Annotated in this window: 23 protein-coding genes; 10 read left to right on the forward strand and 13 right to left on the reverse strand. The window is 56.6% G+C overall.

The features are described 5' to 3' along the window. Positions 1-267 precede the first annotated feature (267 nt). On the forward strand, positions 268-1,080 hold the full coding sequence (locus IB248_RS00405; RefSeq protein ID WP_018856740.1) for an FkbM family methyltransferase: 813 nt from the start codon (positions 268-270) through the stop codon (positions 1,078-1,080). A 303-nt stretch (positions 1,081-1,383) separates the two neighbouring features. Here IB248_RS00405 and IB248_RS00410 read toward each other — a convergent pair whose 3' ends face one another. The 9 genes from IB248_RS00410 to IB248_RS00450 form a co-directional block, all read right to left on the reverse strand. Beyond that, the gene (locus tag IB248_RS00410) at positions 1,384-2,850 is read right to left on the reverse strand and encodes a hypothetical protein (protein WP_192239964.1); all 1,467 of its coding nucleotides are present in this window, start codon (positions 2,848-2,850) and stop codon (positions 1,384-1,386) included. A 425-nt stretch (positions 2,851-3,275) separates the two neighbouring features. Further along, complete coding sequence (locus IB248_RS00415) at positions 3,276-4,661, reverse strand: polymerase (RefSeq protein ID WP_192239965.1); 1,386 nt, start codon at positions 4,659-4,661, stop codon at positions 3,276-3,278. A gap of 160 nt (positions 4,662-4,821) precedes the next feature. Beyond that, positions 4,822-6,039, reverse strand: a complete 1,218-nt coding sequence (locus IB248_RS00420; RefSeq protein ID WP_018856737.1) for a glycosyltransferase — start codon at positions 6,037-6,039, stop codon at positions 4,822-4,824. Positions 6,040-6,053: 14 nt separating this feature from the next. Continuing rightward, complete coding sequence (locus tag IB248_RS00425; protein WP_192239966.1) at positions 6,054-6,728, reverse strand: polysaccharide deacetylase family protein; 675 nt, start codon at positions 6,726-6,728, stop codon at positions 6,054-6,056. A gap of 1 nt (position 6,729) precedes the next feature. Next, positions 6,730-7,689, reverse strand: a complete 960-nt coding sequence (locus IB248_RS00430) for a glycosyltransferase family 2 protein (protein ID WP_192239967.1) — start codon at positions 7,687-7,689, stop codon at positions 6,730-6,732. A gap of 85 nt (positions 7,690-7,774) precedes the next feature. After that, positions 7,775-8,050, reverse strand: coding sequence for an acyl carrier protein (locus IB248_RS00435; protein WP_018856734.1), 276 nt, complete (start codon positions 8,048-8,050; stop codon positions 7,775-7,777). 37 nt (positions 8,051-8,087) lie between these two features. After that, positions 8,088-9,290, reverse strand: a complete 1,203-nt coding sequence (locus tag IB248_RS00440; RefSeq protein ID WP_018856733.1) for a pyridoxal-dependent decarboxylase, exosortase A system-associated — start codon at positions 9,288-9,290, stop codon at positions 8,088-8,090. Between the two features lie 20 nt (positions 9,291-9,310). After that, positions 9,311-10,894: an acyl-CoA ligase (AMP-forming), exosortase A system-associated gene (locus tag IB248_RS00445; protein WP_018856732.1), complete on the reverse strand. Its 1,584-nt coding sequence runs from the start codon at positions 10,892-10,894 to the stop codon at positions 9,311-9,313. Positions 10,895-10,912: 18 nt separating this feature from the next. Further along, positions 10,913-11,620, reverse strand: coding sequence for a hypothetical protein (locus tag IB248_RS00450; protein WP_018856731.1), 708 nt, complete (start codon positions 11,618-11,620; stop codon positions 10,913-10,915). A gap of 426 nt (positions 11,621-12,046) precedes the next feature. Here IB248_RS00450 and IB248_RS00455 point away from each other — a divergent pair, with 426 nt between their 5' ends. From IB248_RS00455 to IB248_RS00465, 3 genes are all read left to right on the forward strand, one after another. Continuing rightward, the gene (locus tag IB248_RS00455; protein WP_246779183.1) at positions 12,047-13,237 is read left to right on the forward strand and encodes a glycosyltransferase family 4 protein; all 1,191 of its coding nucleotides are present in this window, start codon (positions 12,047-12,049) and stop codon (positions 13,235-13,237) included. Next, on the forward strand, positions 13,209-14,144 hold the full coding sequence (locus IB248_RS00460; RefSeq protein WP_018856729.1) for a glycosyltransferase: 936 nt from the start codon (positions 13,209-13,211) through the stop codon (positions 14,142-14,144). Before IB248_RS00455 ends, IB248_RS00460 begins: the two co-directional genes overlap by 29 nt. Before the next feature lie 93 nt (positions 14,145-14,237). After that, positions 14,238-15,053, forward strand: a complete 816-nt coding sequence (locus IB248_RS00465) for a hypothetical protein (protein WP_192239968.1) — start codon at positions 14,238-14,240, stop codon at positions 15,051-15,053. A 17-nt stretch (positions 15,054-15,070) separates the two neighbouring features. Here the strand turns inward: IB248_RS00465 and IB248_RS00470 are convergent, their stop codons facing one another. Then, positions 15,071-18,700 (reverse strand): hydantoinase B/oxoprolinase family protein, encoded by a 3,630-nt coding sequence (locus IB248_RS00470; RefSeq protein ID WP_192239969.1) that lies wholly within the window; start codon positions 18,698-18,700, stop codon positions 15,071-15,073. 212 nt (positions 18,701-18,912) lie between these two features. Here IB248_RS00470 and IB248_RS00475 point away from each other — a divergent pair, with 212 nt between their 5' ends. From IB248_RS00475 to IB248_RS00495, 5 genes are all read left to right on the forward strand, one after another. After that, complete coding sequence (locus IB248_RS00475) at positions 18,913-19,320, forward strand: hypothetical protein (protein ID WP_246779174.1); 408 nt, start codon at positions 18,913-18,915, stop codon at positions 19,318-19,320. 171 nt (positions 19,321-19,491) lie between these two features. Beyond that, positions 19,492-20,010 carry a copper chaperone PCu(A)C gene (locus IB248_RS00480; RefSeq protein ID WP_192239970.1) on the forward strand — a complete coding sequence of 173 codons (519 nt, stop codon included), beginning with the start codon at positions 19,492-19,494 and terminating at the stop codon, positions 20,008-20,010. Positions 20,011-20,077: 67 nt separating this feature from the next. Beyond that, on the forward strand, positions 20,078-20,446 hold the full coding sequence (gene copC / locus IB248_RS00485) for a copper homeostasis periplasmic binding protein CopC (protein WP_192239971.1): 369 nt from the start codon (positions 20,078-20,080) through the stop codon (positions 20,444-20,446). Next, positions 20,443-21,321: a copper homeostasis membrane protein CopD gene (copD, locus tag IB248_RS00490; RefSeq protein WP_192239972.1), complete on the forward strand. Its 879-nt coding sequence runs from the start codon at positions 20,443-20,445 to the stop codon at positions 21,319-21,321. Before copC ends, copD begins: the two co-directional genes overlap by 4 nt. A gap of 109 nt (positions 21,322-21,430) precedes the next feature. Continuing rightward, positions 21,431-22,033 carry a HupE/UreJ family protein gene (locus tag IB248_RS00495; protein WP_192239973.1) on the forward strand — a complete coding sequence of 201 codons (603 nt, stop codon included), beginning with the start codon at positions 21,431-21,433 and terminating at the stop codon, positions 22,031-22,033. Between the two features lie 37 nt (positions 22,034-22,070). On the opposite strand, the gene IB248_RS00500 is transcribed toward IB248_RS00495, so the two are convergent. Next, positions 22,071-22,856, reverse strand: coding sequence for an SDR family oxidoreductase (locus IB248_RS00500; RefSeq protein ID WP_192239974.1), 786 nt, complete (start codon positions 22,854-22,856; stop codon positions 22,071-22,073). A 25-nt stretch (positions 22,857-22,881) separates the two neighbouring features. Continuing rightward, positions 22,882-23,559, reverse strand: coding sequence for an FCD domain-containing protein (locus IB248_RS32330; RefSeq protein WP_192239975.1), 678 nt, complete (start codon positions 23,557-23,559; stop codon positions 22,882-22,884). A 125-nt stretch (positions 23,560-23,684) separates the two neighbouring features. Between IB248_RS32330 and uxuA the strand changes: the two genes are divergently transcribed. Then, positions 23,685-24,872, forward strand: coding sequence for a mannonate dehydratase (uxuA, locus tag IB248_RS00510; protein ID WP_192239976.1), 1,188 nt, complete (start codon positions 23,685-23,687; stop codon positions 24,870-24,872). Between the two features lie 63 nt (positions 24,873-24,935). Here uxuA and IB248_RS00515 read toward each other — a convergent pair whose 3' ends face one another. After that, positions 24,936-25,340 (reverse strand): response regulator, encoded by a 405-nt coding sequence (locus tag IB248_RS00515; protein ID WP_192239977.1) that lies wholly within the window; start codon positions 25,338-25,340, stop codon positions 24,936-24,938. Between the last annotated feature and the right edge of the window lie 97 nt (positions 25,341-25,437).

Here is a 25,437-nt window from a genome sequence, read left to right on the forward strand (position 1 = left end):
AGTGGTTCTATGAAGTGAATCCCGATTGTGGCTCGCGTACCGACGTTGCTGCGGAGATTGGGGGCAACCTTTCGGGAGGCAATTTTGGTACGTGGCTAGCATTTGAAGCGATGCCGCGTGGCGCATCATGGATGCCAGTTTACCAACGGAGTGCGAACGCAAGTCACGTCTTTTTATAAGCAAGCGATAGACAAGAATAAATGCTATTTTTGAATAGCAAAAACGAAAACACCTGTTAGTCTTCGCCAATAACTGGAGGGTGATTTAATGGAAGTACATAAGCTAGGCTGGTCTAGGACGCTTGCCAAAAAGATATTTCCGACAATCGGACCTGCCTTCAGCCCAAGGCCCGCTCAATTGGCTCTCTCTCTACTCGAGACGAGCGTTGCAATACTGCAAGGCAAGGGGGCCGGCACGGGTTGGGACGCTGGCGCCGAAACGAAGGTCGCCCTGCCATTCCTTTCCCCCGGCGCAGTTGTTTTCGACGTGGGGGCAAACATGGGCACGTGGACGACGGAAATCCGCCACGCCTACAAGCAGCCACTCAAAATATACATGTTTGAGCCTCAGCCGTCTTGCCAGCGTGAGTTGGCCCCGCTAGCGGCCGATGGATGCGTTTTAGTGTCTAGCGCCGTTGGCAATGAGAAGGGCACGGTGACGTTCCATTTCTCGATCGAAGGAGCGGGTAGCGCGTCGATCTACCAACGGAAGGAGAGCTATTTTGCTGATCAGGTGGGCAGCATCGAGGTGCCAATCCTCAAGCTTGACGACTTTGCAGCCGAAAACTCAATTTCCAAGATCGATTATATGAAGATTGACGTGGAAGGGCATGAGCTCGCTGTCCTGAAAGGCGCTTCCGACCTCATTTCGAGGGGCGCGGTTCGGGCAATCGCTTTCGAATTCGGTTCCGCAAATATCTATTCCGGCACGTTCTTCCGAAGTTTCTGGGATTTCCTGACGGGATACGGCTACAGCCTGAGCAGGATTACGCCTGGCGGTCGACTGTCCAAGATTGAGTCCTACTATGAGGATCTTGAATACTTCCGAGGGGTGTCCAACTACCTAGCCGTTTTGCGGTAAAAGCCATCGCCTATCATCGCATGTTGAAGGAGCGGCTGGTTTCAAAGACCGGAAGACGTGCTTTGATGCGGGTAACCGAGGAAGCGGACACGGACTAGCTGGAGCTCGGAGCCGATCAGCGCCAAGGTGGATAGCCGATCTTGCGCCGCAAGCGATGTGCCGGTCACACAGGGCCAACCAGGCAGAGTGCTGGCTCAGGCTTAACTCAACGCGCTGACCGACACCGGTGGTGACAGCTTTAATCGCGGCGGAAAATCCGCTTGGCGAAACGTCCGGAGCTGTTCAGGCAAACCCCTGTCGCCTCTAGCGTGAAGCTGCCATAATTTGCAGCGCTTTCCGATATGCTCGTTTCGGATTTCTAACGACCGCGAGGGCTGGCGCAATCACGTCCCGATAGTTGCCGTACTTATTGATCGGTATCTCGGAAATTTCCTTCCACGTGCGTTCTATCTGCCGAAAGTAGATCTCACCCTTTCGCCTTAAGTCAGGCGGCAGTGAAAGCATATCCACGTAGTTGGCCCTCGATATCATCGGATGTAATTCGCACTGGTTGGGTTTGACGTAAGTGTCGCAAAATCCCCAGGAACTCATTCGCAATTCGATATAGGCAAGGTCCAGTATCGTCAGTGCATCAAAATGCGATATGGGTCTGATCCAGTCCTCAACAGACTGCAATATCTCATCGCTCTGCGGTAGCTTCAGGCGGCTCACTAGGCCTTTTGCGTCGATGACCGTGTCCGGTTTCGCGTTCAGCCAAAGAAAGCCGCGGCCCACTTCACCGCCGAGGCCACCGACAAAATAGCGGCCTTCCAGCGCACGCACGCTCGGGTGCATCTTGACGTTGTTTCCGCCAACACAGTGGCCAGCCCTGAGCCGCCACAGCTCCGCCTGTTCGTGTGTGGCTTCGCAGTAAGCCAATGTCTCATGGGCCAGTTTGAACTTGAGAGCGAGACGCTTCGCGCAGTTGGTGTCAACGTCGGCATTTGGAGCTTTTACCGTCACAAAGGAGACTTCCCTCAGGAGGTTTTTGCAGCAGGAGAGCAACAAGCGGGAATCGCTTCCCGCGGTCAAAGCCACACTGGTCTTTCCGGTGCGAGCAAGGATCTCTATTGTCTGTCCCACCCGCTCGAAAATCCTTGTGCAGGTTGAGGTCGGATCAAGCGAGACTGTAATAGGCGACGCGGGCCAGTGACGGTTCGCCGTCCACGTGTCGAGGTCAAGATAGTGGTTGCAAAGCAGGCGATTAACACCGGCATGAGCTGTCAGGTCACCGGTAAACCAGCCAGCATTTTCAACATCGAGCGACTTGTAAAGCTTCGCTCGAAACCGTTGCCGATATTGATCCTCACTCAATAGCGCTGCAGCGGTCGCGCCCGCCAGCCGAGCCTGCGCATCATAGACAAGCGACATCGTCCCGTTTGCGTCGAGATAGACCCGCCTCTTCGTCGGCGTGGACAATATGAAAAGAAAACTGCCTGCCAGGCTGTAGATGTGCGTTTCAATAAAATCGTCGACGTCATCCACGTCCTCAAGCTTTTCAGAAATGCTGTAACTATCCGCGATCACACGACGTTGTGCTAGATCAATCGGAGTTCCAAGGAGCACCCCTAGTTGATTTCCTTCGGCATCGACAACGGGCACAGATTTGGCGCCCGGCGCCAGGGCAAGGTGGAGAGAGCCTAGCTCACAGTGATCCCAGTTGAGGAAGCGAGGTATAGGTTCGCTTGCAAGAACGAACTGACCGGCGAGTTGATCAGATTCTAACTGCATCTATCATCCCCTAGCTTTCTTCAGCGTATCGATGTGCATTGGACCGAAGTGTTTGTCAGTCTATCCAATCACGCATTGTCTAGTAAGCGCGTCACTGTCGTCCAATGGAGTTAAGAGACTGCTTCAGAAGAGTTAGACCACCAGTCAGTCAGCGCGACCACGCGATTAAAGGCAGTCTTTTGGGTGTCCCACTTGTTCTTGGCCAACGAATAAGGAAATGCGCACTATTGTGGACCTTCCTATGACTGCGGCTGGGCACTATCACTCCCTTTGCCTACTGCGATGGAACCGACTTCTGTATCTTATCGCCAGGCTCGAGCGCGATTGGCGTCCGGTCGCATTTCACCCAGGCGCCCCCTGGCTGGATGTCTGGTGCCCCCTGTACAGATATCCCTCTTCGAGTTTGCGTGGGGTCCGAGGCTTCATCAAGGTTCCCGCCCCTGGAACCTCCTGTATTTGGAGCTCAACGTCGGCCTCGTTGTATCCAAGATCCAGACGCCGGATCCACCAAGGAAGAAAAACCAAGCGTAAACAGCTCCCCAGAAATGCACGGTTGATCCAACAAACACAAACGTTGTCATACAAATCAAATAGGCGATCCGGCAAGCGTCGACCGTGGGGTCGAGACTCTTGTGCTTCGCGACCGAAAACCAGATATGAAGCCACGATAACGTCATCAGCAAAAAAGCTGGTAGGCCATGGCGCATCGCCATTAGCAGCCAAAAATTATCGACGCTGCTCTCCGGCATCCAGACGGGTCGCTCCCAATCACCCAGCCCAATTCCGAACAACGGATGATTTGCTACCGATGCAGAGCCGTAGTCAAAAATCCAGATTCGGTACCAGCCTGTCTGCTGCTCAAAGGTGAAGTGGGAAATATAGAACTGGACGGGTGTCTGGTTTGAGCCAAACTCAATGAGGAGATATCCTGCAAACACGATCGCCCACAGTAGCTTCCATCGGCCAGCAAATCCGCCCAGGGTCTTGTTCCACATCAGCAACATCAGTTGAAACAAGAGGCCGCCGATGGGCGCCGAAGACATTGACAACAGAGCGGTAAACCCAACCAGGCCAGCGAGTATGACGCGCGCCTTGGGCGAGAGCCTGCCGATAGTTGCCATGCCTGCAAGTGCAAGCATGCTTCCACAGAAGGTTCCAAACAGGATCGTATGGCTAAATGGGCCCTGCACGCGCCAGAGGCCCATTCTTGGTGGCATGACAACGATTGTCTCGGTCTTGTACACCGTCCCAAACATGAGAAGGATCAAGTTTGTCCCGGTCAACCATTCATAAATCGCGAATGGCATCATGCAAACTATCGCCTTGGCGACAAACAGCACCATACGACTAAAATCCTGCGGTGTACGAATACACACGCGCGCCAACATGTATGCTCCCATTGTTTCAATGAAGAGGATGCCGGCTGGCTCGATCGACTCTTCAACGCCTTGAACGACAAAGAAGGCAATTGCCGCCCATGAGCAAAACAGGAGGAAGCCAAAGTCGGCGAGTCTTTTGGGGCCGGCCCGGCCCCGTAGCCAGGCCAAAAGGCATGGAATAACGGCTATGAGCAGGACTATTCTATAAACAGAGAGTGCGAGCGGCCCAATCGGAATTGCCCACGGAACCATAAGTCCAATCAGAAAGAGTTTTAACGGCCAGGCCAGCCGTTCCTGTTTCGCCTCTGGAGGAAGTAGTGCCTTGTCACGCTTTGTGCCGCGTATGCCTGAACGACGTGCATCATCCGCCTCCTTAAGGGTGCGAGGTACCAGCCGTGCATCACCTGGTTGCGAACGTGTAACCGCGTTCATGTTTTAGGGCTCCGCCAAAAAACGCTGTGGCATTTACGGGACCATTGACATGCAAGGTGAGTACGACGTTCGAGCGTTTGGATCGTCGCCCCGGTTCGCGCTCGGAATGTTGAGATGGGAACCAACCTAATCCCAATGCGACGATAGACGTGATGCCACATCATCTGAATTTCCGATCTCTGTTGATCAGTTCAGCAAAGATCTCGTTCATCCGCTCGAGTTTGGCGGACCATAGCGCAGTCTCCATGGCATGAGCATGAGCGGCTGCTCCCATCTGTCCGCGCAACTCGGGACTAGTGACAAGTCGCCGCGCGGCAACGGAGATATCATTGGCCAGCACGTCGGGTGTCGAGACTGCGAGCTTTATTGCGCAATTTTCGGTTGTAGCGCTTGCCGGCCCGCCGCGATCAACAATAATCAGCGGCAGCGAATACGCCATAGCTTCCAGAACAACCCTCCCGCCGGGCTCCCGATAGCTAGGAAAGACAAACACATCAGCCTGTCGGTAAAATTTCGAAACGGTTTCCTTCGCCACCCAACCATAAAGGTGAACGCGATGTTCTAGTCCGAATTCTGCTATCAGTCTCTCGCATTCAGTACGATCTGGTCCATCACCCACGATGTCCAGTTCAACTGGCAAATCGAGAAGAGATGTCATTGCCCGAATGAGGTCTCGAGCGCCCTTTGTTCGAACGAGACGACCGACGTAGAGCAGCTTAACCGAACCCGACCGCGGTTGTCGTCGAATGAGAGCCGGAATGGCGTCAAGGGCATTGTCACCCATTACTTCAAACCGCTTCAATGGGATATTGGAGAGCTGATCCCTTACGTAGTCGGCAATTCCGAGGACACAATCTGCACTCTGAAACGACCCGCGCAGGATGGGATCGAATTTTTGACGATATGTGTCCAGACGACGTAGACTCATGAACCATGGGGCTGATCGTTCATCCGCTTCAAATCCTGGCGGGGACGATAGCCCCCCTCCTACAGGACCTATCACCAGTGGCAGACCAAGGTTTGCCGCTGGAGACGGGTAGCGCATCGCGACGGGAACAGGTTGATGCGCCAAATCGAAGTGTTTGCCTTCGGAGAGCGCTTTTCTAATCCAACGTCGTGCCCGAAAATAGAATGGGATATACCCGGGTTTAACGATGCTATTCAACCGCTCCGCCCGTCCGAGCAGCGGCGGCTCACGCCACTCGATGACGTTGACATTCCTCAGTTGTTGCGAGGCGGGTCTGGCTCCAATCTTGTGATACGTGAGCAATGTGACCTCGTGGCGCTCGCCAAGCCGCTGCGCCCATTGGTATGCGATGGAGGCCTCCCCCACATCTTCCCCATTACACGTAGGCGCGACCAGTAACAGCTTTGCCATTCTAAGATCTCCACCTATATTCGGAAGCGCGCCCGAACCTCGCTACGAACGCTTCGCCAGATCGGCATCTGACCTGTGAGAATGCGAGCGAGGGTGGCATCGGTCGTGTCAAATCGAATGGAAGTCCGTGGTTTCAGAAAACTGCCGGGGGCTGCATTGCCTCCACTGCTTGAATAAGCCGCGATGTATCCGGCTCGTCTTATTTCCAAGAGAACGGCGCTATTATACCAGCCAAAGGGCAAGGAGGCGGACTGAACATCAACCCCGCAAATCTCCTGTAGCCGCGTGCGTGATGCTTCAAGCTCGTGTCTAAGCGCGGGAGTTGGAATCTTGGTCCAGTCTTTGTGATCAACGCCGTGGCTTCCTATGCGCATCCCCATGGCCGTAAGTGCCTCGATGTCGTCAGAGGCAAGGGATCCCGGGTGCCCGATGCGACCGGTCAATATGAAAAACTCTGCGCGAAGACCACGCCGTCGCAATTCAGGTGCGGCGATCAGAAGATCAGAGGCGTTACCGTCGTCGAAGGTGATTGATACGCTTTCCCGTTGGGGATGGGATGCAATGCTATCAATGATCGTCAGAAAGCGATCTCGACTGAGCCAATAATCGGCTTCGCCGGGCTCAAGTTCACGTCGCGGTTCTCCAATCCCATGGAAGTTGATGATGCGGTATTCCCCTTCCCTCGCCATGCTAACCCCGTGTACTTTCAACAAACGCGGCAGCTGATCGACCTGGCGTCAGCGCGCTCACCAGCGCTGCACGATGTGACGCGCCACGCCACAATCTGACGGCATGTTCGATAATCACGCCCAATTTGAATATTGAGGTTTGCAGCGCCCCATGGTGGCGACGGTAATAGCGAATTCTGTTGGCTGTCAGCAGTGCAAAGAGCCGAGGGCCGGCACCGCTTCCCCCACTCGCATGCATCACCTTCGAGCGCGGCTCAAAGACGATCTCAAATCCTGCTTCGCGGATCCTGCGCTGATATTCCACTTCTTCGCTATAGAGAAAAAACGACTCGTCCCATGCACCGACAGCTTTCCGAGCCTCGGTCGTTACGAGCAGAGCCGATCCTGTTGCCCATTGGACGGGCCTGCGTTGATCGTAATGGCGGCGCTCACCTATGATTTCACCGACCCCAAGACGCGCAGCCAGCCTGCCCCCTAAAATAGCATCCGCCCACGCGGTGATAATCGAGGGCTCGCGTCTTAAGGTCGGGTCGACCGACCCGTCTTCTTTATAATTGAGTGGAACGACGACCCCAACCTTTGAGGTTGTTCCCCGCTCAATGAGCGGTTTGACCGCACCCGGATAGAGCCGAAGGTCGGGATTTAAGATCAGAAGATGGGATGCGGTTGCCGCTTTGCTTGAGGCAATATTGATCGCTGCCGCGTAGCCAGCATTTCGGCCCGTGCGGATAACTGTGGGGCGGACCGGATGTGCTTCAGCGATTTCTGCCGAGCCATCCCGAGAATTATTGTCGACGACAATGACTTCAAAGTAATCCACACCTTCAAGACCGCCGACAAGGGAATCCAGTAGCGCCGGCAAGGCGCTGGCACTGTTGAAAGTTACGATGACAACGACCACGCTTGGCCGAGTTTCGCCAGGATCCAGTTGATCGAAAACATTTCCCGCGAGCACCGTCATGTTCGGCTCCTCCGCTTTCCACTTTCAAACTTGCCGACAGTCATCGCGCCAGTTACCGCCTTGGATGCTTTGTTTCCTGAATTTTCTAGCCGAGAGGGGCATCGGTTTTCGACCGGTGCAGGTCCACGAATGATGCCAGCGATCCCACGGTTTCGAATAGTTCGGCGCTGAAGTTGTCGTCATCGATTTGAATTCCAAATCGAGATTCAATGGCCGCCATCAGGCTCAGCACGGCAAATGAATCAAGTTCGGGGAGACTCCCGAACAGTGGGGTTGAGGGGTCGGCGATGCGACCCTTGTCCTCGATTTCGAGGGTTTCGGCGATGACATCCTTGACGGATTCAAATGTTGAAGAATTCATGGTGCCTCACAACGATAGCAGTATTGATGACGAGGTTTCAAACGAGCACCTCCAGCGGCATTGGATGCCCCAAAAATGCTGTTGGACTGGCAGTCAGGCCGTATGCGCCGGCCTGGAAGACAACGACGAGATCGCCCGCCTCTGCACGTGGCAAACAAACATTGTCACCCAGCAGATCCAGGGGCGTGCAAAGGCATCCGACCACAGATACGGTCTCCAGCTCGGGCGCATTCATCTTGTTGCCGATGGCGATTGGATAGTTGCGCCGGATCACCTGACCAAAATTGCCTGATGCGGCCAGTTGATGATGAAGACCTCCGTCAACCACCAGATAGACCCGTCCGCGTGATACCTTCCGTTCGACCACTTTCGTTACATAGACGCCAGATTCACCGACGAGGTACCGACCGAGTTCGATGACGACTTTCGCATCGGGCAATACAGGCAGAATCGCGCTCTCAACCAGCTCGCCAAGCCTTTTTCCGACAGGAACGAGATCGAGAGGGCGATCTTTCTCAAAATACGGAATTCCGAAACCACCACCGAGATTGAGGTAGCGAACGACGTGTCCGTACTTCCCGGAAAGATCCAGCAGCAGTTCGACGTTGCGGGAGAAAGCTTCGCAGAGAATATCTGCGTGAAGATTTTGCGATCCCGCGAACACGTGAAACCCGAGAAACTCCAGATCTGCGCCCGCAAGCTTTTCAAGGAGTGACGGCACCTCTTCGGCATCAACGCCAAACTGCTGTGGGCCACCACCCATCTTCATCCCGGATCCCTTGACTTGGAAATTCGGGTTCACCCTCAACGCCACCCTCGGTCGGATACCAAGGCGATTTCCGGCTTCGACAATACGCAAAGCCTCAGTTCCCGATTCCATCTCGATCGTTACACCAGCGGCAACCGCCTGGATCAGTTCAGCCGACGTTTTGCCGGGCCCGGCAAAACTGATGCTGGAGGCAGGCACTGTCGTATCCAGGGCTGTCTTCATTTCGTAGGCGGAAGCAACATCGAGTGAATCGACAAGGCCCGACAGATGCTGGACCACCGCTGGCATTGGATTGGCCTTGATGGCATAGCTCAGCCGAACCTCCTTCGGCAGAACCGAACGAAGATACCCGACCCGTGCAGTGATCAATCGGCGATCATAGGCGAAGAAAGGTGTGCTTCCGACCCGCTCGGCCAGACGATCAAGGCCTATCCCTCCAACTGCCAAACAGTCTTCGGTCACGTCAAACATGTCAATGGAAGGATGTGCACTCACTGTCCCAATTGCTCCCTCAAGAGTACGCGGTCGAACTTGCCGTTTGGATTGGTCGGAATGGACGCCATTTCGATGACTTTCGACGGCACCATGTACTGCGGCAGTCGATGTCTGAACGCCGTTAACAGTGCACCCACGTCGAGTGTCTCGGCAACCGGGCTAGCAACCAGTACAATCCGTTGACCGAGCGCCTGATCATCGATTCCCATAGCCACTGCGTCACGGGCCAGACCCGTGGCATATGCAACTTCCTCGATTTCGGTCGGGCTGACACGGTAACCAGACGTCTTGATCATTTCATCCCGGCGACCGACGAAATACAGGAAGCCTTCCTCATCACGAACCACAGTATCTCCCGAAAACACCGCCATTTCCGGTTGCCGCCAGGTTGAACCCGTCCCGGGCAATGGCCGAAAGCGCTCGCTGGTGCGGGCAGGATCGTTCCAGTATCCAAGCGCCACGAGCGGGCCCCTGTGAACCAGTTCGCCGGGTTCGCCAGGATCGCAAAGCGTCCCGTCTGGCCGCACGACGAGAATTTCCGCATTGGGAATCGCCTTGCCGATCGAATCCGGTCGACGGTCGATCTCGGTCGGATCGAGATAGGTTGATCGAAAAGCCTCCGTCAGGCCATACATCAGATATGGAAGCGCATTGGGGAAGGACGCGCGCAGCCGGTCGAGTGTTGCCTTCGGCATCCTCCCACCCGTATTTGCAAAGTAGCGTAGCCTAGCACCGACTTCCGTTGGCCAGTCGAGAGCTCCAACTTGGATCCAGAAAGGCGGAACGCCGGTAATGCCGGTCACTTTGTGCTTCTCGCAAAGCCGTACGACATCGCCAGGCAGAAGATAGTTCATGAGAACGACGTGTGCACCCGAGTTGAAGGCTGTCGTAAGCTGACTTAGTCCCGCATCGAAACTCAGTGGTAGAACTGACAGAATCGTGTCGTGCGGACTGTTCCCGAGATAGTGGCTTACGCTCTCAGCGCCGACGATCATATTGCGATGGCTGAGAACGACCCCCTTCGGCTTGCCGGTACTTCCAGATGTGTAGAGAATGGCGGCAACGTCACAATCAACGCCTCTTTGCAACGGAGGCGATGCCTCCGTCGGAACGATCTCGATCCAAGAGTGGATGCACGGGCAGGTGCCGTCCTTTTGTGCTTCTGTGTTTGTGCCATCGACGAGTATGACATGTTGGAGCGATTGAACTCCGGCAAGGTGTCCCTGGAGTAGGGCCAGGCGATCTGCGGACGTGACCAATATCCTGACATCGCAGTCCGCTAATATATAGGCGACTTGCTGTGGCCTGAGAATGGGGTTGATTGGCACCGTTACGCAGCGAGCTGCAGCAGTACCGAATATCGAGACGGCGGTCTCTGGCCGCTTGTCGAGGAAAATCGCCACCCGGTCACCCGGGGCCGTCTCGATGGCATCCAGGGCTGATGCGAATCCGCAGGCGTTTTGCCAAAGCTGAGCGTAGCCAGTAGTGGTATTCTTGTATGTCAGGGCAGGAGAATTGCCGAACGAAGCTGCCCCGTGGCGAAGCAGATCGGAAATGTTGATCTTGATCGTCGGCTGCATTGATCTCGAAACTCCTCGCTACCAGGGTACGCAGGTTAGTTCGCTGTAGAGGTAATCGACCTCGCTTGGAGACACCCGATCACTCAAGAACATCCGTGGGCGCGGGGATCGAAGCGAGATGGAAAGCCTTGGGTGCACGTCGGCAAAGCGCTCTTCGACAAAGGTCGCGACGATCCCAAAGCGCGTTAGCAAGTAGCTGTAGACGTGGTGAGCGGTCTCCGCGAAAAGGTCGCGGTCCCCGACATGCAAGATCGACGCAAACACCCTCATCCGTTTGCGCGTATCCTTGCGAAAGATGACGTAGCAGCAACGATCGCCCTTTATCACAGCGAGATGATGCGCGGCGGGCGCAAGAGCATGATCCCTGTAGATACCGAGATTGCGAGCGTCGAGATAACGCTCGATGAGATGAGGATCGGTGACGATCGAAACGCCGCTTCCCCAACTCGGCCGAGGAAGATTTATCACCATCGCAACGGCAGTGTTGATTAACTGAAATTTGAGCCGTCGGTTGAGCGGAACGACATTGCCACTCGGCGAAAGGTCCGTGAACGTGTAGCCATCCTGGCCGAGAAGTGCCTTCAGGAGTCGTAGACCATGGGCCCGATAACCATCCAGGACGCACCAGGCACTCAGGTTGCAGAACTTCTCGACGGTTTGCCCAACCCGTCGGTCCGAATAAAAAGCAACATACACACCGACGATTTGCTCGCCTGCAATCAGCATGTACCCGTGATTGGGGGATGTCGACTTCCAAGACGGTCGTATCGCTGAGGCCCACGTCGCTGGCGACAATTTCCCATTTAGTTCCGCATGCAGGAAGTTCGCCACTCGCTGCACGTCGCCAGAAGAAATTGGACAAAGCAATGTACTTCCAACTTTTTCTTTGTAAACACCCTCCGGCACCGCCCATTTCCCTTTTGGAACTCATGTACACTTGGAAATTACTAAAGATTTTTACATATAATACTGAACCGATTCATAGATACCCATATGGGTGAACCACAGATCAACTAAAAGCCGCCTTTTTTAACCGGTTTGCTAACTGGAATGCCGTCCCGGCAGGGCCGTATCTTTGAGCCTTGATGTGTTTTCAACACGCGGGAGGCCGCCATTCCTAGCAACCATCACATTCTGATCCTGGTCGAGAATCTGCCGGTCCCGTTCGATCGCAGGGTATGGCAGGAAGCCCGGGCCCTAAACGACGCCGGTTACGAGGTGTCCGTGATTTGCCCCAAAGGAAAGGGGTACGACAAAAGCTATGAAGTTCTGGACGGCATCCATATTTACCGGCATCCGCTTCGGGAAGCCACCAGCGCGACTGGCTACTTGAGAGAGTATTGCCTCGCGCTGTTTCATCAGACACGTCTTTCATTCCGCGTCCGGCGGCGCCAGTCAATTGACGCCATTCAGGCATGCAATCCCCCGGATCTGATGTTCCTCGTTGCCCTGATCCACAAATTGCTGTTCGGCACCCGCTTTGTATTCGACCATCACGATCTCAGCCCGGAGCTCTACGCTACCAAGTTCGGACGCAAGGACATCTTTCACCGATTGCTCTGCTTCTTTGAACGGCAGACCTTCCGGTTGGCCGATGTCAGTATTGCGACAAACGAGACGTTCCGCGACATTGCAATCTCTCGCGGTGGAATGGCCCCCGATCGTGTAGTTGTCGTCAAAAGCTACCCAGAAGCTTCACGGTTCCGGCGCACAATTCCTGATCAGTCGCTCGTTGTCCCCGGCAAGCACCTGGTCGGCTATCTCGGCATTATGGGCGAACAGGACGGGGTTGAGACCATGGTCCGCGCCCTCGCCGAGATTGTCCATCATCGCAAGAGAGACGATGTCCACGGCCTCATCATTGGTGACGGTCCGGAGCTTAGCCGACTGAAAAAGCTCGCGACCGACCTCAACCTTGGCGATACCGTTCGCTTCAGTGGCTATTTGAGTGGCCAGCCCCTCATGGCTCACCTGTCTGCACTAAACATTGGAGTCATTCCTGACCCACCCAATGAATTCAACGACAAGCTCTCAATGAACAAGGTCTTTGAATACATGATGTTGGGCCTTCCCATCGTTCAGTTCAATCTTCGGCAAGCCACGCGTGATGCAACAGAAGCGGCGCTCGTGGTTAAGGAGCATTCGCCAGAAGCACTCGCAACCGGAATTCTCGCGCTTGTGGACGATCCACAGTGCTGCGCGGAGATGTCAGCCGTCGGGCGATCTGTCGCCGATCGTGAGTTCCAGTGGGCGAACGAAGCTCGTCGCTATCTGACGGCCTATCGCACAGTATTTCGCAGGAGATTGGGCGTCGATGATAAGCGTCATTATCCCGCATCTTGACCAGCCCGAATTGCTTCGACGCTGCTTGATGTCGCTGACACTCAAGAATAACCCTGGGCTTTCGTTCGAGATAATCGTGGTGGACAACGGGTCCAGAGAGATGCCAGCGGAGATTTGCGCTGCCTTTCCAAATGTCAAACTGCTGTCGCAACCAGTTCCTGGTCCGGGCCCCGCCAGAAATCTTGGTGTAGCAAACGCTGCGGGAGACACCTTGGCTTTCATCGATGCTGACTGTGTTGCCGCAGACGGTTGGCTAGATGAAATCACGCATCAGTTCTCCGCTGATAGAAGCAAGTCCATCCTTGGCGGAGACGTACGGATCGGGTGTGACGATCCAAAGCATCCGACGCTTCTCGAAGCCTACGAAAGCGTATTCGCGTATCGCATGAAAGAATACATCGAAAAGCAAGGGTTTACGGGAACGGGCAATCTGGCAGTACGCACGGAGATTTTTGCCTCGATTGGCAATTTTGGTGGCATCGATATTGCTGAGGATCGTGATTGGGGACAACGGGCGTTGGGGAAAGGCTATCGGACACATTATTGCGAGAGAATGATTGCCTACCATCCGGCTCGCAAGAGTTTTTCTGAATTGGGCCTGAAGTGGCAACGACACACTGCCCACGACTTCGCCCGTGCAAAGGGACAGCAGGGCTGGAGGTTGCGCTGGATATTGCGAGCCGTCGCCGTTGCTCTTTCTCCCGTTGCAGAATTAAGGCGAATCTGCGTTTCAGACCGATTGAACGGTTGGAGGGCGCGCGGCCTTGCCTTCGTCGGTCTCGTTCTTATCCGTAGCTACAGAGCCGCAATCATGCTTTCGCTTTCCTGTGGCGCGACCAATGCGACGACGCTGAGCCAACGTTGGAACCCGCGGTCCGTGTCTGGAACTCCTTCGAAGAATACGTAAGCACCGATCAAGTTAATGCCCGTCGAAAGGTAAGGGGCCATGCAGAGGCTACTCAAAGAAAAGATTGCCCTGCTTGGTCTGTCGGTTCTAGTCGTGTTTGTGCCGGTTGCCCGCAGCGCGCTGGCAATCGATCGCAACTCGTTCCCTGGCCCGAACAATACGGGCGTGCCCAAGGGCACCGAGCTTGCGCCCTATACCGGTCCGTGCGGCATAACGGAACCGAATACAGTGATTGATTCCAAACGCGTGACCTGCGACTTGTACATCAAGGCGCCCGGCGTTCGAATAACGCGAAGCACGACAAATCGGATCGACGTCGATACCCCTGGCGCCTCCCTTACGATCGAGGACAGTGTCGTCAATGCCGGAAGCTGGCAGAGCGCTGCCCTTGGTTATTCGAACATGACCGTGAGACGTGTCGAAGTAAAGGGTGGGGGGGCAAGCATCCATTGTTCGCCGAACTGCCTCATTGAGGATTCTTGGTTGCATGGCCAATACATGCAGCCTGAACAGCCGCAACACCTCGGCGGCTATGCGGCCTTTGGTTGGGGTGATGTCACGCTTCGTCACAACACGATAGGATGCGACGTGCCGGATAATGATGTTGGAGGTGGATGCTCCGGGAGCGCTCAGATCTATGGTGATTTTGCGTCACTATCGAGATTCACCTTCGAGCATAATCTCTTTCTGGCAACACCGGGTGGTTTTTGTACATCGTTCGGACTGAACCATGGCAAACCATTTGGCGACAATCCCACCTATATTGTGGTTGTCGACAACGTGTGGGAACGAGGACCAAATGGCAACTGCGCCGTCTATGGACCAACCACCTCTTTTTACGATGGGGGAGAGGGCAACATATGGCGGGGCAATGTCTGGGATGATGGGACCCCGCTGGAGGCTCGATAACCGCCGGCGAATGACAATCAGGCTCCGAAGCCGCCGCCCGTTGGCGTCGTGACCGTAATGGCCTCGCCGGCTTCCAAGACCGTTTGATCGCTTGCCTTCAGCGTCTCCACGCTGCCATCCAGGCGAAGCACTCTCGTTGCGCCCAGACGACCGTCACCGCCCCCGCTTATGCCGCGAGGCGGCTGGTTGCGATGGGAGGACAAGATAGCGCATTCCATCCGCTCGAGAAAGCGAATGGTTCGTTCCGTTCCGTCGCCCGAGTTCCAGGTGCCTTTGCCGCCTGAATTCGGCCTGATGTGGAAATCTTCCAGAAGAACCGGGAATCGAAGCTCCAGGACCTCCGGATCGGTGAGCCGCGAATTCGTCATGTGCGTGTGAACACCAGCGGTTCCGGCAAAGCCCCGGCCATCATTCATCTGTCCTGCCGGAGAGCCCGAGCATATTGTCTCGTAGTATTGGTATTTCGCATTTCCGAAGGTCAGATTGTTCATCGTTCCCTGCGCATTGGCCATCGCCCCCATGGCGGCGAAGAGCGCGTTGGTGACATGCTGCGATGTCTCGACATTTCCGGCGACAACCGCTGCCGGATAAGCCGGTTTTAGCATGCAGCCGTCGGGGATTATAATCTTGATCGGCCTCAGGCAGCCGGCGTTCATCGGAATATTGGCTTCGACCATCACGCGGAAAGCATAAAGAACGGCAGCGCGGGTGACCGGCTCGGGCGCATTGAAATTGTTGGCCTGAACCGCCGAGGTTCCAGTGAAATCCACGGTCGCTTCACGGCTCTGGCGATCGACTGTAATCTTGACCCTGATCAGCTGACCGGTGTCGGTTGGATAGTCGTACTGGGCGGTGTCCGGCAACCGCTCGATGACGCGGCGCACGCTTTCAGCCGCATTGTCCTGGACGTGTCCCATATAGGCTTCGACCACCGACAGGCCGAAATGAGCAACCATTTTACGCAGTTCCGCCACGCCCTTTTCGTTTGAAGCAATTTGAGCCTTTAGATCGGCGATGTTCTGTTGCGGATTGCGCGCCGGATAAGGATGATTTGTCAGGAGCTCGAGCAGTTCGGATTCACGGAAGCGACCGCGTTCGACGAGTTGAAAGTTATCGAAGAGAACACCTTCTTCCTCGACGGTCGTTGCAAGCGGGGTCATTGAGCCCGGCGCTGTTCCGCCAACATCGGCGTGATGCCCGCGCGAAGCAACATAAAACAGGATCGTGGATCCTGCGTCATCAAACACAGGCGTGACGACTGTTATGTCGGGGAGATGTGTTCCGCCGTTGTACGGGGCGTTAAGAGCAAACACATCGCCCGGGTGGATGTGCCCTGCGTTCAACTTGATTATTGTCTCTACTGACCGGTCCATGGATCCCAGGTGAACCGGCATATGCGGTGCATTGGCTACGAGCGCGCCGGTTCGGTCGAAGACAGCACACGAAAAATCCAATCGTTCCTTGATGTTGACGGAATAGGCGGTGTTTTGAAGTGTGACACCCATCTGTTCGGCGATGGACATGAAGAGATTGTTGAATATCTCCAGCATGATCGGATCGGCATCGGTCCCAAGGGCGGCTACGTTCTTCTTCGCTTCAACACGGCGGAGCAGCACGTGGTTATTCGCGGTGATCTCCGCCCGCCATCCCGGCTCGACGACGATTGTTTGATTGGCTTCGATGACAAGTGCCGGGCCGAGTGCCTGGCAACCCGGAAAGAGATCCTCTCGCCTGAAGACGCCGGTATCACGCCAGGAGCCTTCGAAGAAGACTGGCCGAGTTTCTGAGGCACGGGCAGGACTTGCCGCCGCCTCGTGACTTGCCTCCTGATTGCGGCCCTCGGATCGGTCGGTTCCCTCGACGCTCACGGATTCAACGACGACCGTTTTACCGTCATAGACGAAGCCGAACTGCGCCTTGTGCGCCCGCTCGAAGTCGGTCCTGGCATCGGATATCGAACCAAGGCCAAAATCGACCGGGAGCGCAGTATCCGTACCCTCGTATCGCAAGGCGAGGACGGGCCTGAACTCCATTGCATCGGGCGAAATGCCTTGCGCCTGCAATTCGTCACGAACACCGATCCTCAGGGTTTTGATCAAGCGGTCAAGTTCTGGGAGCGACGCTTCCGAAAGAGGCTCAATGAACGCTTGTTGACGGGATGCGAAGATCGATGACAAGCCCATGCCGTAAGCAGACAGCAGACCGGAAAAGGGGTGAACCAACACCATCGACATGCCGAGGGCATCGGCAACAAGGCAGGCGTGCTGCCCACCCGCACCACCGAAGCAGTTCAGAAGGTATCCTGTCACGTCGTAGCCACGCTGCACCGAGATTTTCTTGATGGCATTGGCCATATTCTCAACCGCGATCTTTATGAAGCCTTCCGCGACGCTCTCCGGGCTGTGTCCGCTGGCGGCTTGCGCGGACATTGCCTCGAACTTCTCGCGCACGGCCTCGGTATCGAGTGGTTCGTTCTGGGCCGGCCCGAAGATTGCGGGAAACAGATCCGGCTGCAGTTTTCCGAGCATGACGTTGGCGTCCGTTACCGCCAACTCTCCGCCACGACGATAGCAGGCGGGTCCGGGATTGGCGCCCGCCGAATCGGGACCGACGCGAAAGCGACCTGTTTCAAAATGAAGGATGGAGCCGCCGCCGGCAGCGACGGTATGAATGCGCATCATCGGCGCGCGCACTCGAACGCCTGCAACTTCGGTATCGAAGACGCGTTCGTACTCGCCATCATAATGGGCCACATCGGTTGAGGTGCCCCCCATGTCAAAGCCGATAACCTTATGGAACCCCGCAAGTTTCGCGGTCTCCACCATACCAACCACACCGCCAGCGGGGCCCGATAGGAGTGCATCCTTGCCCTGAAACATATGGGCGGCGGTCAGGCCTCCCGAGGACATCATGAAATTCAGTCGCGGCGACGTTTTCCCGGCCTGTTCTACTCCAAGTTCGCTTGCCACCTGTTGAACATACCGAGATAGAATGGGCGAGAGATAGGCGTCGACGACCGTCGTATCGCCCCGGCCGATGAGCTTGAGCAGCGGCGAGACCTCATGGCTTACCGAAATCTGTTTGAATCCCGCTGCCCGGCAGAGATCGGCGACCACTTTTTCGTGCTGGGGATACTTGTAGGAGTGCATGAACACGATGGCGACCGCATCAATCCCATCAATCCTTGCTCTGGCAATTGCCTGCTCTACAGCGCTCGTCTCGAGCGGCACCTCGATCGAACCATCCACGCGAACGCGTTCGTGGACTTCCACGACCTGCTCGTAGAGCTGTTCCGGCAGAATGATCTCCTTGGCGAAAATGTCGGGGCGTGCCTGATAGGCAATCCGAAGCGCGTCGCGAAAGCCCTTGGTAATCAACAAGAGGACCCTGTCCCCCTTGCGTTCCAGAAGCGCGTTGGTCGCCACGGTCGTGCCCATGCGAATGTCGCCAATGCGATCGGACGGTATTTGCTCCGTCGGCCCGAGACCGAGCAGGCCGCGAATCCCGTGGATCGCAGCATCGCGATAAGATTCCGGATTTTCGGAGAGAAGCTTTCGCGGATGCAAACTGCCATCAGGTGCACGGCCAATAATATCCGTGAAAGTGCCTCCTCGATCGATCCAGAAATCCCAGGCCCCATCAGACATGTTCCACGCTCCCGTGCCGGACGCCAAAAAAATCGCAGTCGGTGCCGCGCTCGCTCATCCAGACAATGTACAATTTGCCTTGCGCATTCAATGTGCAGGCATCCGTGTTTGCGATAACGCAAGCTATATCGCTTCGGGCCTCTTTCAAATTGCCGCATTGGGATCTATTGCTGTGCTCCGTAGAGACGTTCGCGTCAGCGAAGGAGAAACGGTTGCAGGCGAGATACGCGATGATCATGCGGTGGATGTTGCGCATGACCTGCGCCATCGCGCTGCTGTTTGTCGGCTTCGCCCATCAAACGCCGTCTTTTGCCAAAGGCGCCTTCGTTCCCTCCGAACTTGCAGAATATGTTCTGCCAGACGGCACGCTTCCCGTAATCTGTATAGCGGGCAAAGCAGACGGGATGAGCAAACATGGCACGGCGCAGCAAGCGCAGGGTTGTGAGGTATGCCGGATCGTCGCCTCGGCCTTGCTCCCCGTTCCTGACGATTATCGTGGCAAGCGTCCACGCATCGCGACCGCTGCCATGCGGCCCTACGACGTGGACGTTACTTTCCGGCGGATCCTGCCGCCGAACACAGGTCCGAGGGCACCTCCGGCCATTTCTGCCTTTGCTTGAACCAGCATTTCGGCTCATGCCGCGATGCTTGTCACAGTGGCCACCGACCTGCGCTTAGTTACTGTTGGGTTGAAGCAGATCGCACCCGCATCCAATTATCCATTTCGCAATGACGTTTTTCTCTCTGCCGTCGTACATCGCCGCGAGAGATGATCCTGTCAGGAGCACCCTATGAAGAAACTGATCATACTCATCACAGGCCTGATCTTTGCCGGCCTGTTTGCTGCCATCGCTACCGCCAATGATATCAAGGTGGGCGCCATCGACATCGGCCACCCCCGCACTCGAGCCATGGTGCCGGGTGCCAAGGTCGGGGGTGGCTACCTGAACCTGACCAACACCGGTTCGGCCGATGACAGGCTCGTCAGCATCACATCCGACCGGGCGGCAAAAACCGAGGTTCATCAGATGAGCGTCAACAACGGCGTGATGACGATGCGACCCGTCGCCGGTGGCCTCGTTATTCCCGCCGGGCAGACCGTCGAGCTGAAGCCGGGCGGCTTCCACATCATGTTCATGGACGTCGCGCAGCCATTCAAGCAAGGGGAGACGATCAAGGCGACCCTGACCTTCGAGAAGGCGGGATCGGTGGATGTCGAGTTTACAGTCGGCAGTGCTGGCGGGGCGAATGCGTCCGCAAAGGACGGCCACTCGGATATGGGTGGCATGGACATGTCCAAGCCGCAATAAGGGCAGCGACCACCAGGCTCGCATGCGCTACCGCATCAGAACCGTGACCAGAATATGAGATAGAAACATGCCTAAACATTCACGCTTTGCCGCATTGTCAGCCCTTGCACTCGTCATTTTTGCTGGCCAAGCTTTTGCGCACGCTCATCTGACCGAGAGCGTGCCTGCCGACAAGGCGACGGTCGCAGTCTCTCCCGACGAGCTCGACCTGCACTTTTCCGAAGAGCTGGATCTTAAGTTCTCCGGCGCGAAAATCATCGGCCCGGACAAGGCTTCAGTGAAGACCGGTGACGCCATGCTGATGGATGACGGAAAGACCCTGATGGTTCCTCTTCCGGAAAAGCTCGATCCCGGCGTCTATGAAGTGGAATGGCACGTTCTTTCGACAGACGGCCATAAGACCACGGGCGCATACGGCTTCACGGTCAAGCCGTGACACCAGACGCCGCGCTCGTCCTGTGCCGCTTCCTGTTCTATGGTTCCGCCATATTTTTGTGGGGCGCATCAGCCTACATCTGCTGGATTGCGCCAGCAGATCTGGCGGCACAGGTGGGCCGACGGATCCGTCATTGCTATGGCCTCTCAACGCTTCTGATCATCGGCACGACCACCTCCCTGCTCCCGCTGCGAGCGGCTGCGATCGGCGAGGGCTGGGCCGACGCGTTCGCGCCGCAAATGCTATCCTCCGTCCTTACAGGGACCAATGTCGGGCAGGCCTGGATTACCCAGGCTTGCGCCGCCGGTCTTTTGATCGTGTCTTGCATGGCAACGGGCCGTTTCAGATACGGTGCCCGTGCGGCTAGCGCCGCATTCCTGCTCGTCAGTCTCACGCTCAGCGGCCATGCCGCCATGCACAGCGGCTGGCTACGCATGATGCATCGTCTCAACGATGGGGTTCATCTCCTGTCTGGTGGCGCCTGGCTTGGCGCTTTGGTCCCCATCGTCGTCACCTTGCCGATGCTGAGAGATCCCCGATGGCAGGGGGACGCACGGACGGCGTTGATGCGATTTTCAACCGCGGGTCATGTTGCCGTGGCACTCGTCATCACGACCGGCGTCATCAATACAGCACTGATTGTCGGATCCGTTCCACTGGACTGGCAGCTCGAGTATCAGCTTCTGCTCAGCATCAAGATCCTCATCGTGTTCGCCCTGATCGCGCTTGCGATAGGCAATCGTTACCTTCTTGTTCCAAGGCTTGCTCGCAACCCCTCGCTCGAGCCCCTCAAGTGGGCGACTGGCGCCGAAATAGTCCTGGGGTTTGCAGTGCTTGGCCTTGTCGCCGTGTTTGGCATGCTGCAGCCGACTTGAGCGGCCGATGCTGAACTACGTCAAATGACGGTGTCGCTGATCTTTTTGCTTTATCCCCCTGATCCCGCGTGCCATTTTCCGGACAACTTGCACAAAGTAGGGGCCTCCCATGTTTTCAAAGATTTCCAGATTTAACGCCGCGCTCGCGGTTTGCGTCCTTGCTCCATCGCTCGCCTTCGCCCACACCGGCACTGGCCAGACAGTTGGGTTCGCCCACGGCTTCACGCATCCCGTCTCCGGGCTCGATCACGTGCTGGCGATGATCCTCGTCGGCGTTCTTGCCTGGCAGCTCGGCGGCCGTGCGCTGTGGCTGGTGCCGACCACCTTTGTCTCGGTCATGGCGATCGGCGGCGCACTCGGGATGATGGGAATTTCCGTTCCATTTGTCGAAGCCGGCATTGCTTTTTCCGTGATCGTCCTTGGTGCCGTCGTCGCGCTGGACATCCGCGCTTCCCTCGCCATCGCAGCCGGTGTCGTCGGCCTTTTTGCTATCTTTCACGGACATGCGCACGGCTCCGAAATGCCCGCGGCTGCCGCCGGCATTGCCTATGCAGCGGGCTTCATGCTGGCAACCTCAGTGCTTCACATTGCCGGCATCATCATTGGCTACCTGATCGGCAAGATCAGCGAGCAGCAAGGAGCAATCGTCATGCGTTCGGCTGGCGGCATTGCCGCACTCGCGGGCATCGGGCTGTTTACCGGTCTCATCTAACAAAGCGCCTGCCCGGTCAAAAGGCCGGGCATGGCCCTCAGCGCACCCCGATACCGGCCGTCAGACCTCCATCGATACGGTGATCCGATCCGGTAATGAACGCAGCCTTGTCCGAGGCCAGGAAGGCCGCAAGTGCGGCCACCTCTTCGGGTTCGGCAATGCGGCCAAGCGGATGCGCCTTTCCGAAACGCCGAAATACCGCATCGATATCGGCATCCTCTCCTTCGAATGTGCGCGCTGCCAGCTCCAGGATCGGCGTGCGCACGGAACCGGGGCTGATCGATACGACGCGTATATTTTCTGCCGCAAAGTCGATCGCCATCGCCCGCGTCAATGCGTGTATCGCCCCTTTCGACGCGACGTAGGCAGAAACGCCAGGTTGGCACGCAAAGCCTTGAACACTTGAAATATTGATGATCACGCCACCGCCGCGCTTGCGCATCTCGGGCACGCCATGCTCGGCTGTCAGATGGATCGAGCCGACATTCACCGCCATGCAGCGCATGAACGTCTCGAAGGGTGTGTCGGTGGCGTTGCCGTAGGGGTGCACCGCCGCCGAATTGACGATGATATCCACGCCACCAAACGCTGCGACAGATTCGGCAAAGGCATCAGCCACGCTTTCGGGGGCGGAAACATCCGTTCGGATAACGCGCAGGGCCAGACCGTCCTCCGCACCGATCTCCGCAAGCTTGGTGTTCGCCTTTTCATCGATGCCAAGGCTGGCAACGGCCGCACCCTCGCGCGCCAGATGCAATGCGATCGCGCGTCCGATTCCGGTTGTCCCAGTAACGATTGCGATCTTTCCGGCATATTCTCCCATCAGCCTCTCCCGCTGTTCGGCATGCTCATTCAGAAATGAACTCAAGACCGGCGCTGAGATGCCGATCCATGTGATAGACAAAGGCAATCCGGTCGCGATCGCGCAGGGCCTGCAGAATATCGCCGTGCTCGGCTACAACCGCCTCCAAAGTCAGTCGCTGCGATTTTCCGGCGAGCATCAATCGCTGGATGACAGGCTTCAGCATTCCATAAGTTTCCGACAATGTGCGATTGCCGGCAGCGTCCACAAGTAGGCGGTGGAACTCGAAATCGAACTCGGAGGCACGCTCGGCGTCTTCCGCTGTCAGAATGGCTGCGTTGGCTGCTTCCATCTCGGCAAGAGCCTGATCGGCCAGACGGTCAGCAAGCAGATCGAACAGGTTCATTTCCGTCAGTCGCCGATAGCCCTGGATATCGCGGAAGGCATCGACCGAAATCTCCATGGCAAAGGAAAAGAGATCGCGCATGGCATTTTGATGCTGGTCAGTCAGCACGGCGCCGACCTTCTGCCTGGATTCGGCGACTCCGTACGCCTTCAACGTACGGAAGGCTTCGCGCACCGTATTTCGGCTGGAATCGAACATCGCGGCCAGCTCGACTTCGCTCGGCAGGACGTCGCCCACACCAAGCCCCCGCTCGCGGATGAGACCGCGGATTTGTCGGACGACATCATCTACCGCCGAGGCGCGATTGCTGAACTGCACAGTGAAAAGCTCCGTTCTCCGGAAAATCTATTATGTTGGCCTTATTTTGGCAATCGTCGCTTTTGGCTTGCGAAGATCAAATAAAGTGCGATTAATTGTCCAACATATTAGGGAGGTCGTCTGTAATGCTGGAAAGTTGGCGCTGGTTCGGACCGCAGGATCCTGTCACATTGTCCCATGCCCGTCAGGCCGGTGCGCACGGCATCGTAACCGCGCTCCACCATATTTACGACGGCCGAGTCTGGACGCCGGACGACGTTGCCGAACGCATGGCCCTGGTAAGAAACGCCGGCATGGTCTGGTCGGTGTGCGAGTCGATCCCTGTCAATTCGGCGATCAAACTGCGAAACGCAAACTGGCGCCGTTATGTCGATGCCTGGAAGCAGAGTCTTGCCAATCTCGGCAAAGGCGGCGTGCCTGTGGTCTGCTACAATTTCATGCCCGTCGTGGACTGGACGCGCACCAACCTGCTCTACCCGACGCCCGTTGGCGGCCTGGCGCTTCGCTTCGACATGATCGATTTCATCGCCTACGACGTCTTTGTTTTGAAGCGTACTGCGGCCGAAGAGAGCTACAACGCTCCGCTCGTCGAAGCGGCACGAGTTCGATTGGCAGGCATGAGCGAGGAGGATGTGGATACCCTCGAGAGGAATATTATTGCCGGCCTTCCAGGCGGCGAGGACAGCCACACGCGGGAAACCATCCGCGGGCAAATCGCGGCATTCGACGAGCTCTCGGACGACGACATGCGCAGCAATCTGGTCGAGTTTCTAAAAGAGGTCGTGCCGGTAGCCGTCGAAAACGATGTACGTCTTGCAATTCACCCGGACGACCCGCCCTTCTCGCTGTTCGGGTTGCCGCGTGTCGTCTCGAAGTCGGAAGATATCGAGACCATCCTTGCAGCGGTCGACCATGCTGCCAACGGCATAACCCTCTGTGCCGGATCCTACGCCTCGCGCCACGGCAACGACGTCGTCGGCATGGCGAGCCGCTTTGCCGAGCGCATCCATTTCGCGCATCTGCGAAATGTCAGCAAGGAAGCGGACGGCTCCTTCATCGAGTCCGAGCACCTCGGCGGCGACGTCAACATGGTCTTGCTGATCTCGGTGCTACGTCGGGAGGAGCGCCGCCGGGCCGCGTCCGGAAGGGCAGACAGCATCATTCCGATGCGCCCCGACCATGGCCATCTTCTGATCGACGACCAGACAAAGAAGGTCAATCCAGGCTATTCCTGCATCGGCCGGCTGAAGGGCCTGGCGGAGCTCCGAGGCGTGATTGCAGCGGTGGATCAGTTGGACGTTCAGACTGCATAGCTCTGGCCGCATGGCGACACGGACAGCTGGCGGATATCGCGGATTTTCTGACTTACAGCGTCCTCACGCACTGCGGCGCGCATCGAGGGCATGACGCAGAGAGTTCTGCACGATCGATGGCGTTGCCGGCTTGCTGACAACAGCCAGTGCTCCGTGAACACGGCCAACGACCGCCGCGGGGTTGCTGGTCATGAAGAGGACCGTTACGCCAAATTCATCGACGAGCCGTTGACCAATCTCTGGGCCAGTCGCGCCGTCAGCCAAGTTGACGTCGACAAAGGCGATGTCGGCCTGTGCGGCTAGTGAGAAAGCCTGCCTTCTGTCGGTTGCGACACCGACGACATCGAGCCCCATTTCCCTGACTGTTGTTTCAAGATCCAGCGCAACGAGATAGTCATCTTCAACGATCAAGACGCTTTCACGGATGGCGCCACCTGTCCGCCGTTGTGTTTCGACATCGCTGTCCATGATTGCCCCTTGTTTCTGCTTATTTTGCAACACTGATTACGCTCAACAGCATGTTGGCGAGCGGATAACGGCATTGAGGACAATATGTTCCGCGCTG

The sequence above is a fragment of the Rhizobium sp. RHZ01 genome, assembly GCF_014851595.1.
GTDB classification, from domain to species: domain Bacteria; phylum Pseudomonadota; class Alphaproteobacteria; order Rhizobiales; family Rhizobiaceae; genus Rhizobium; species Rhizobium altiplani.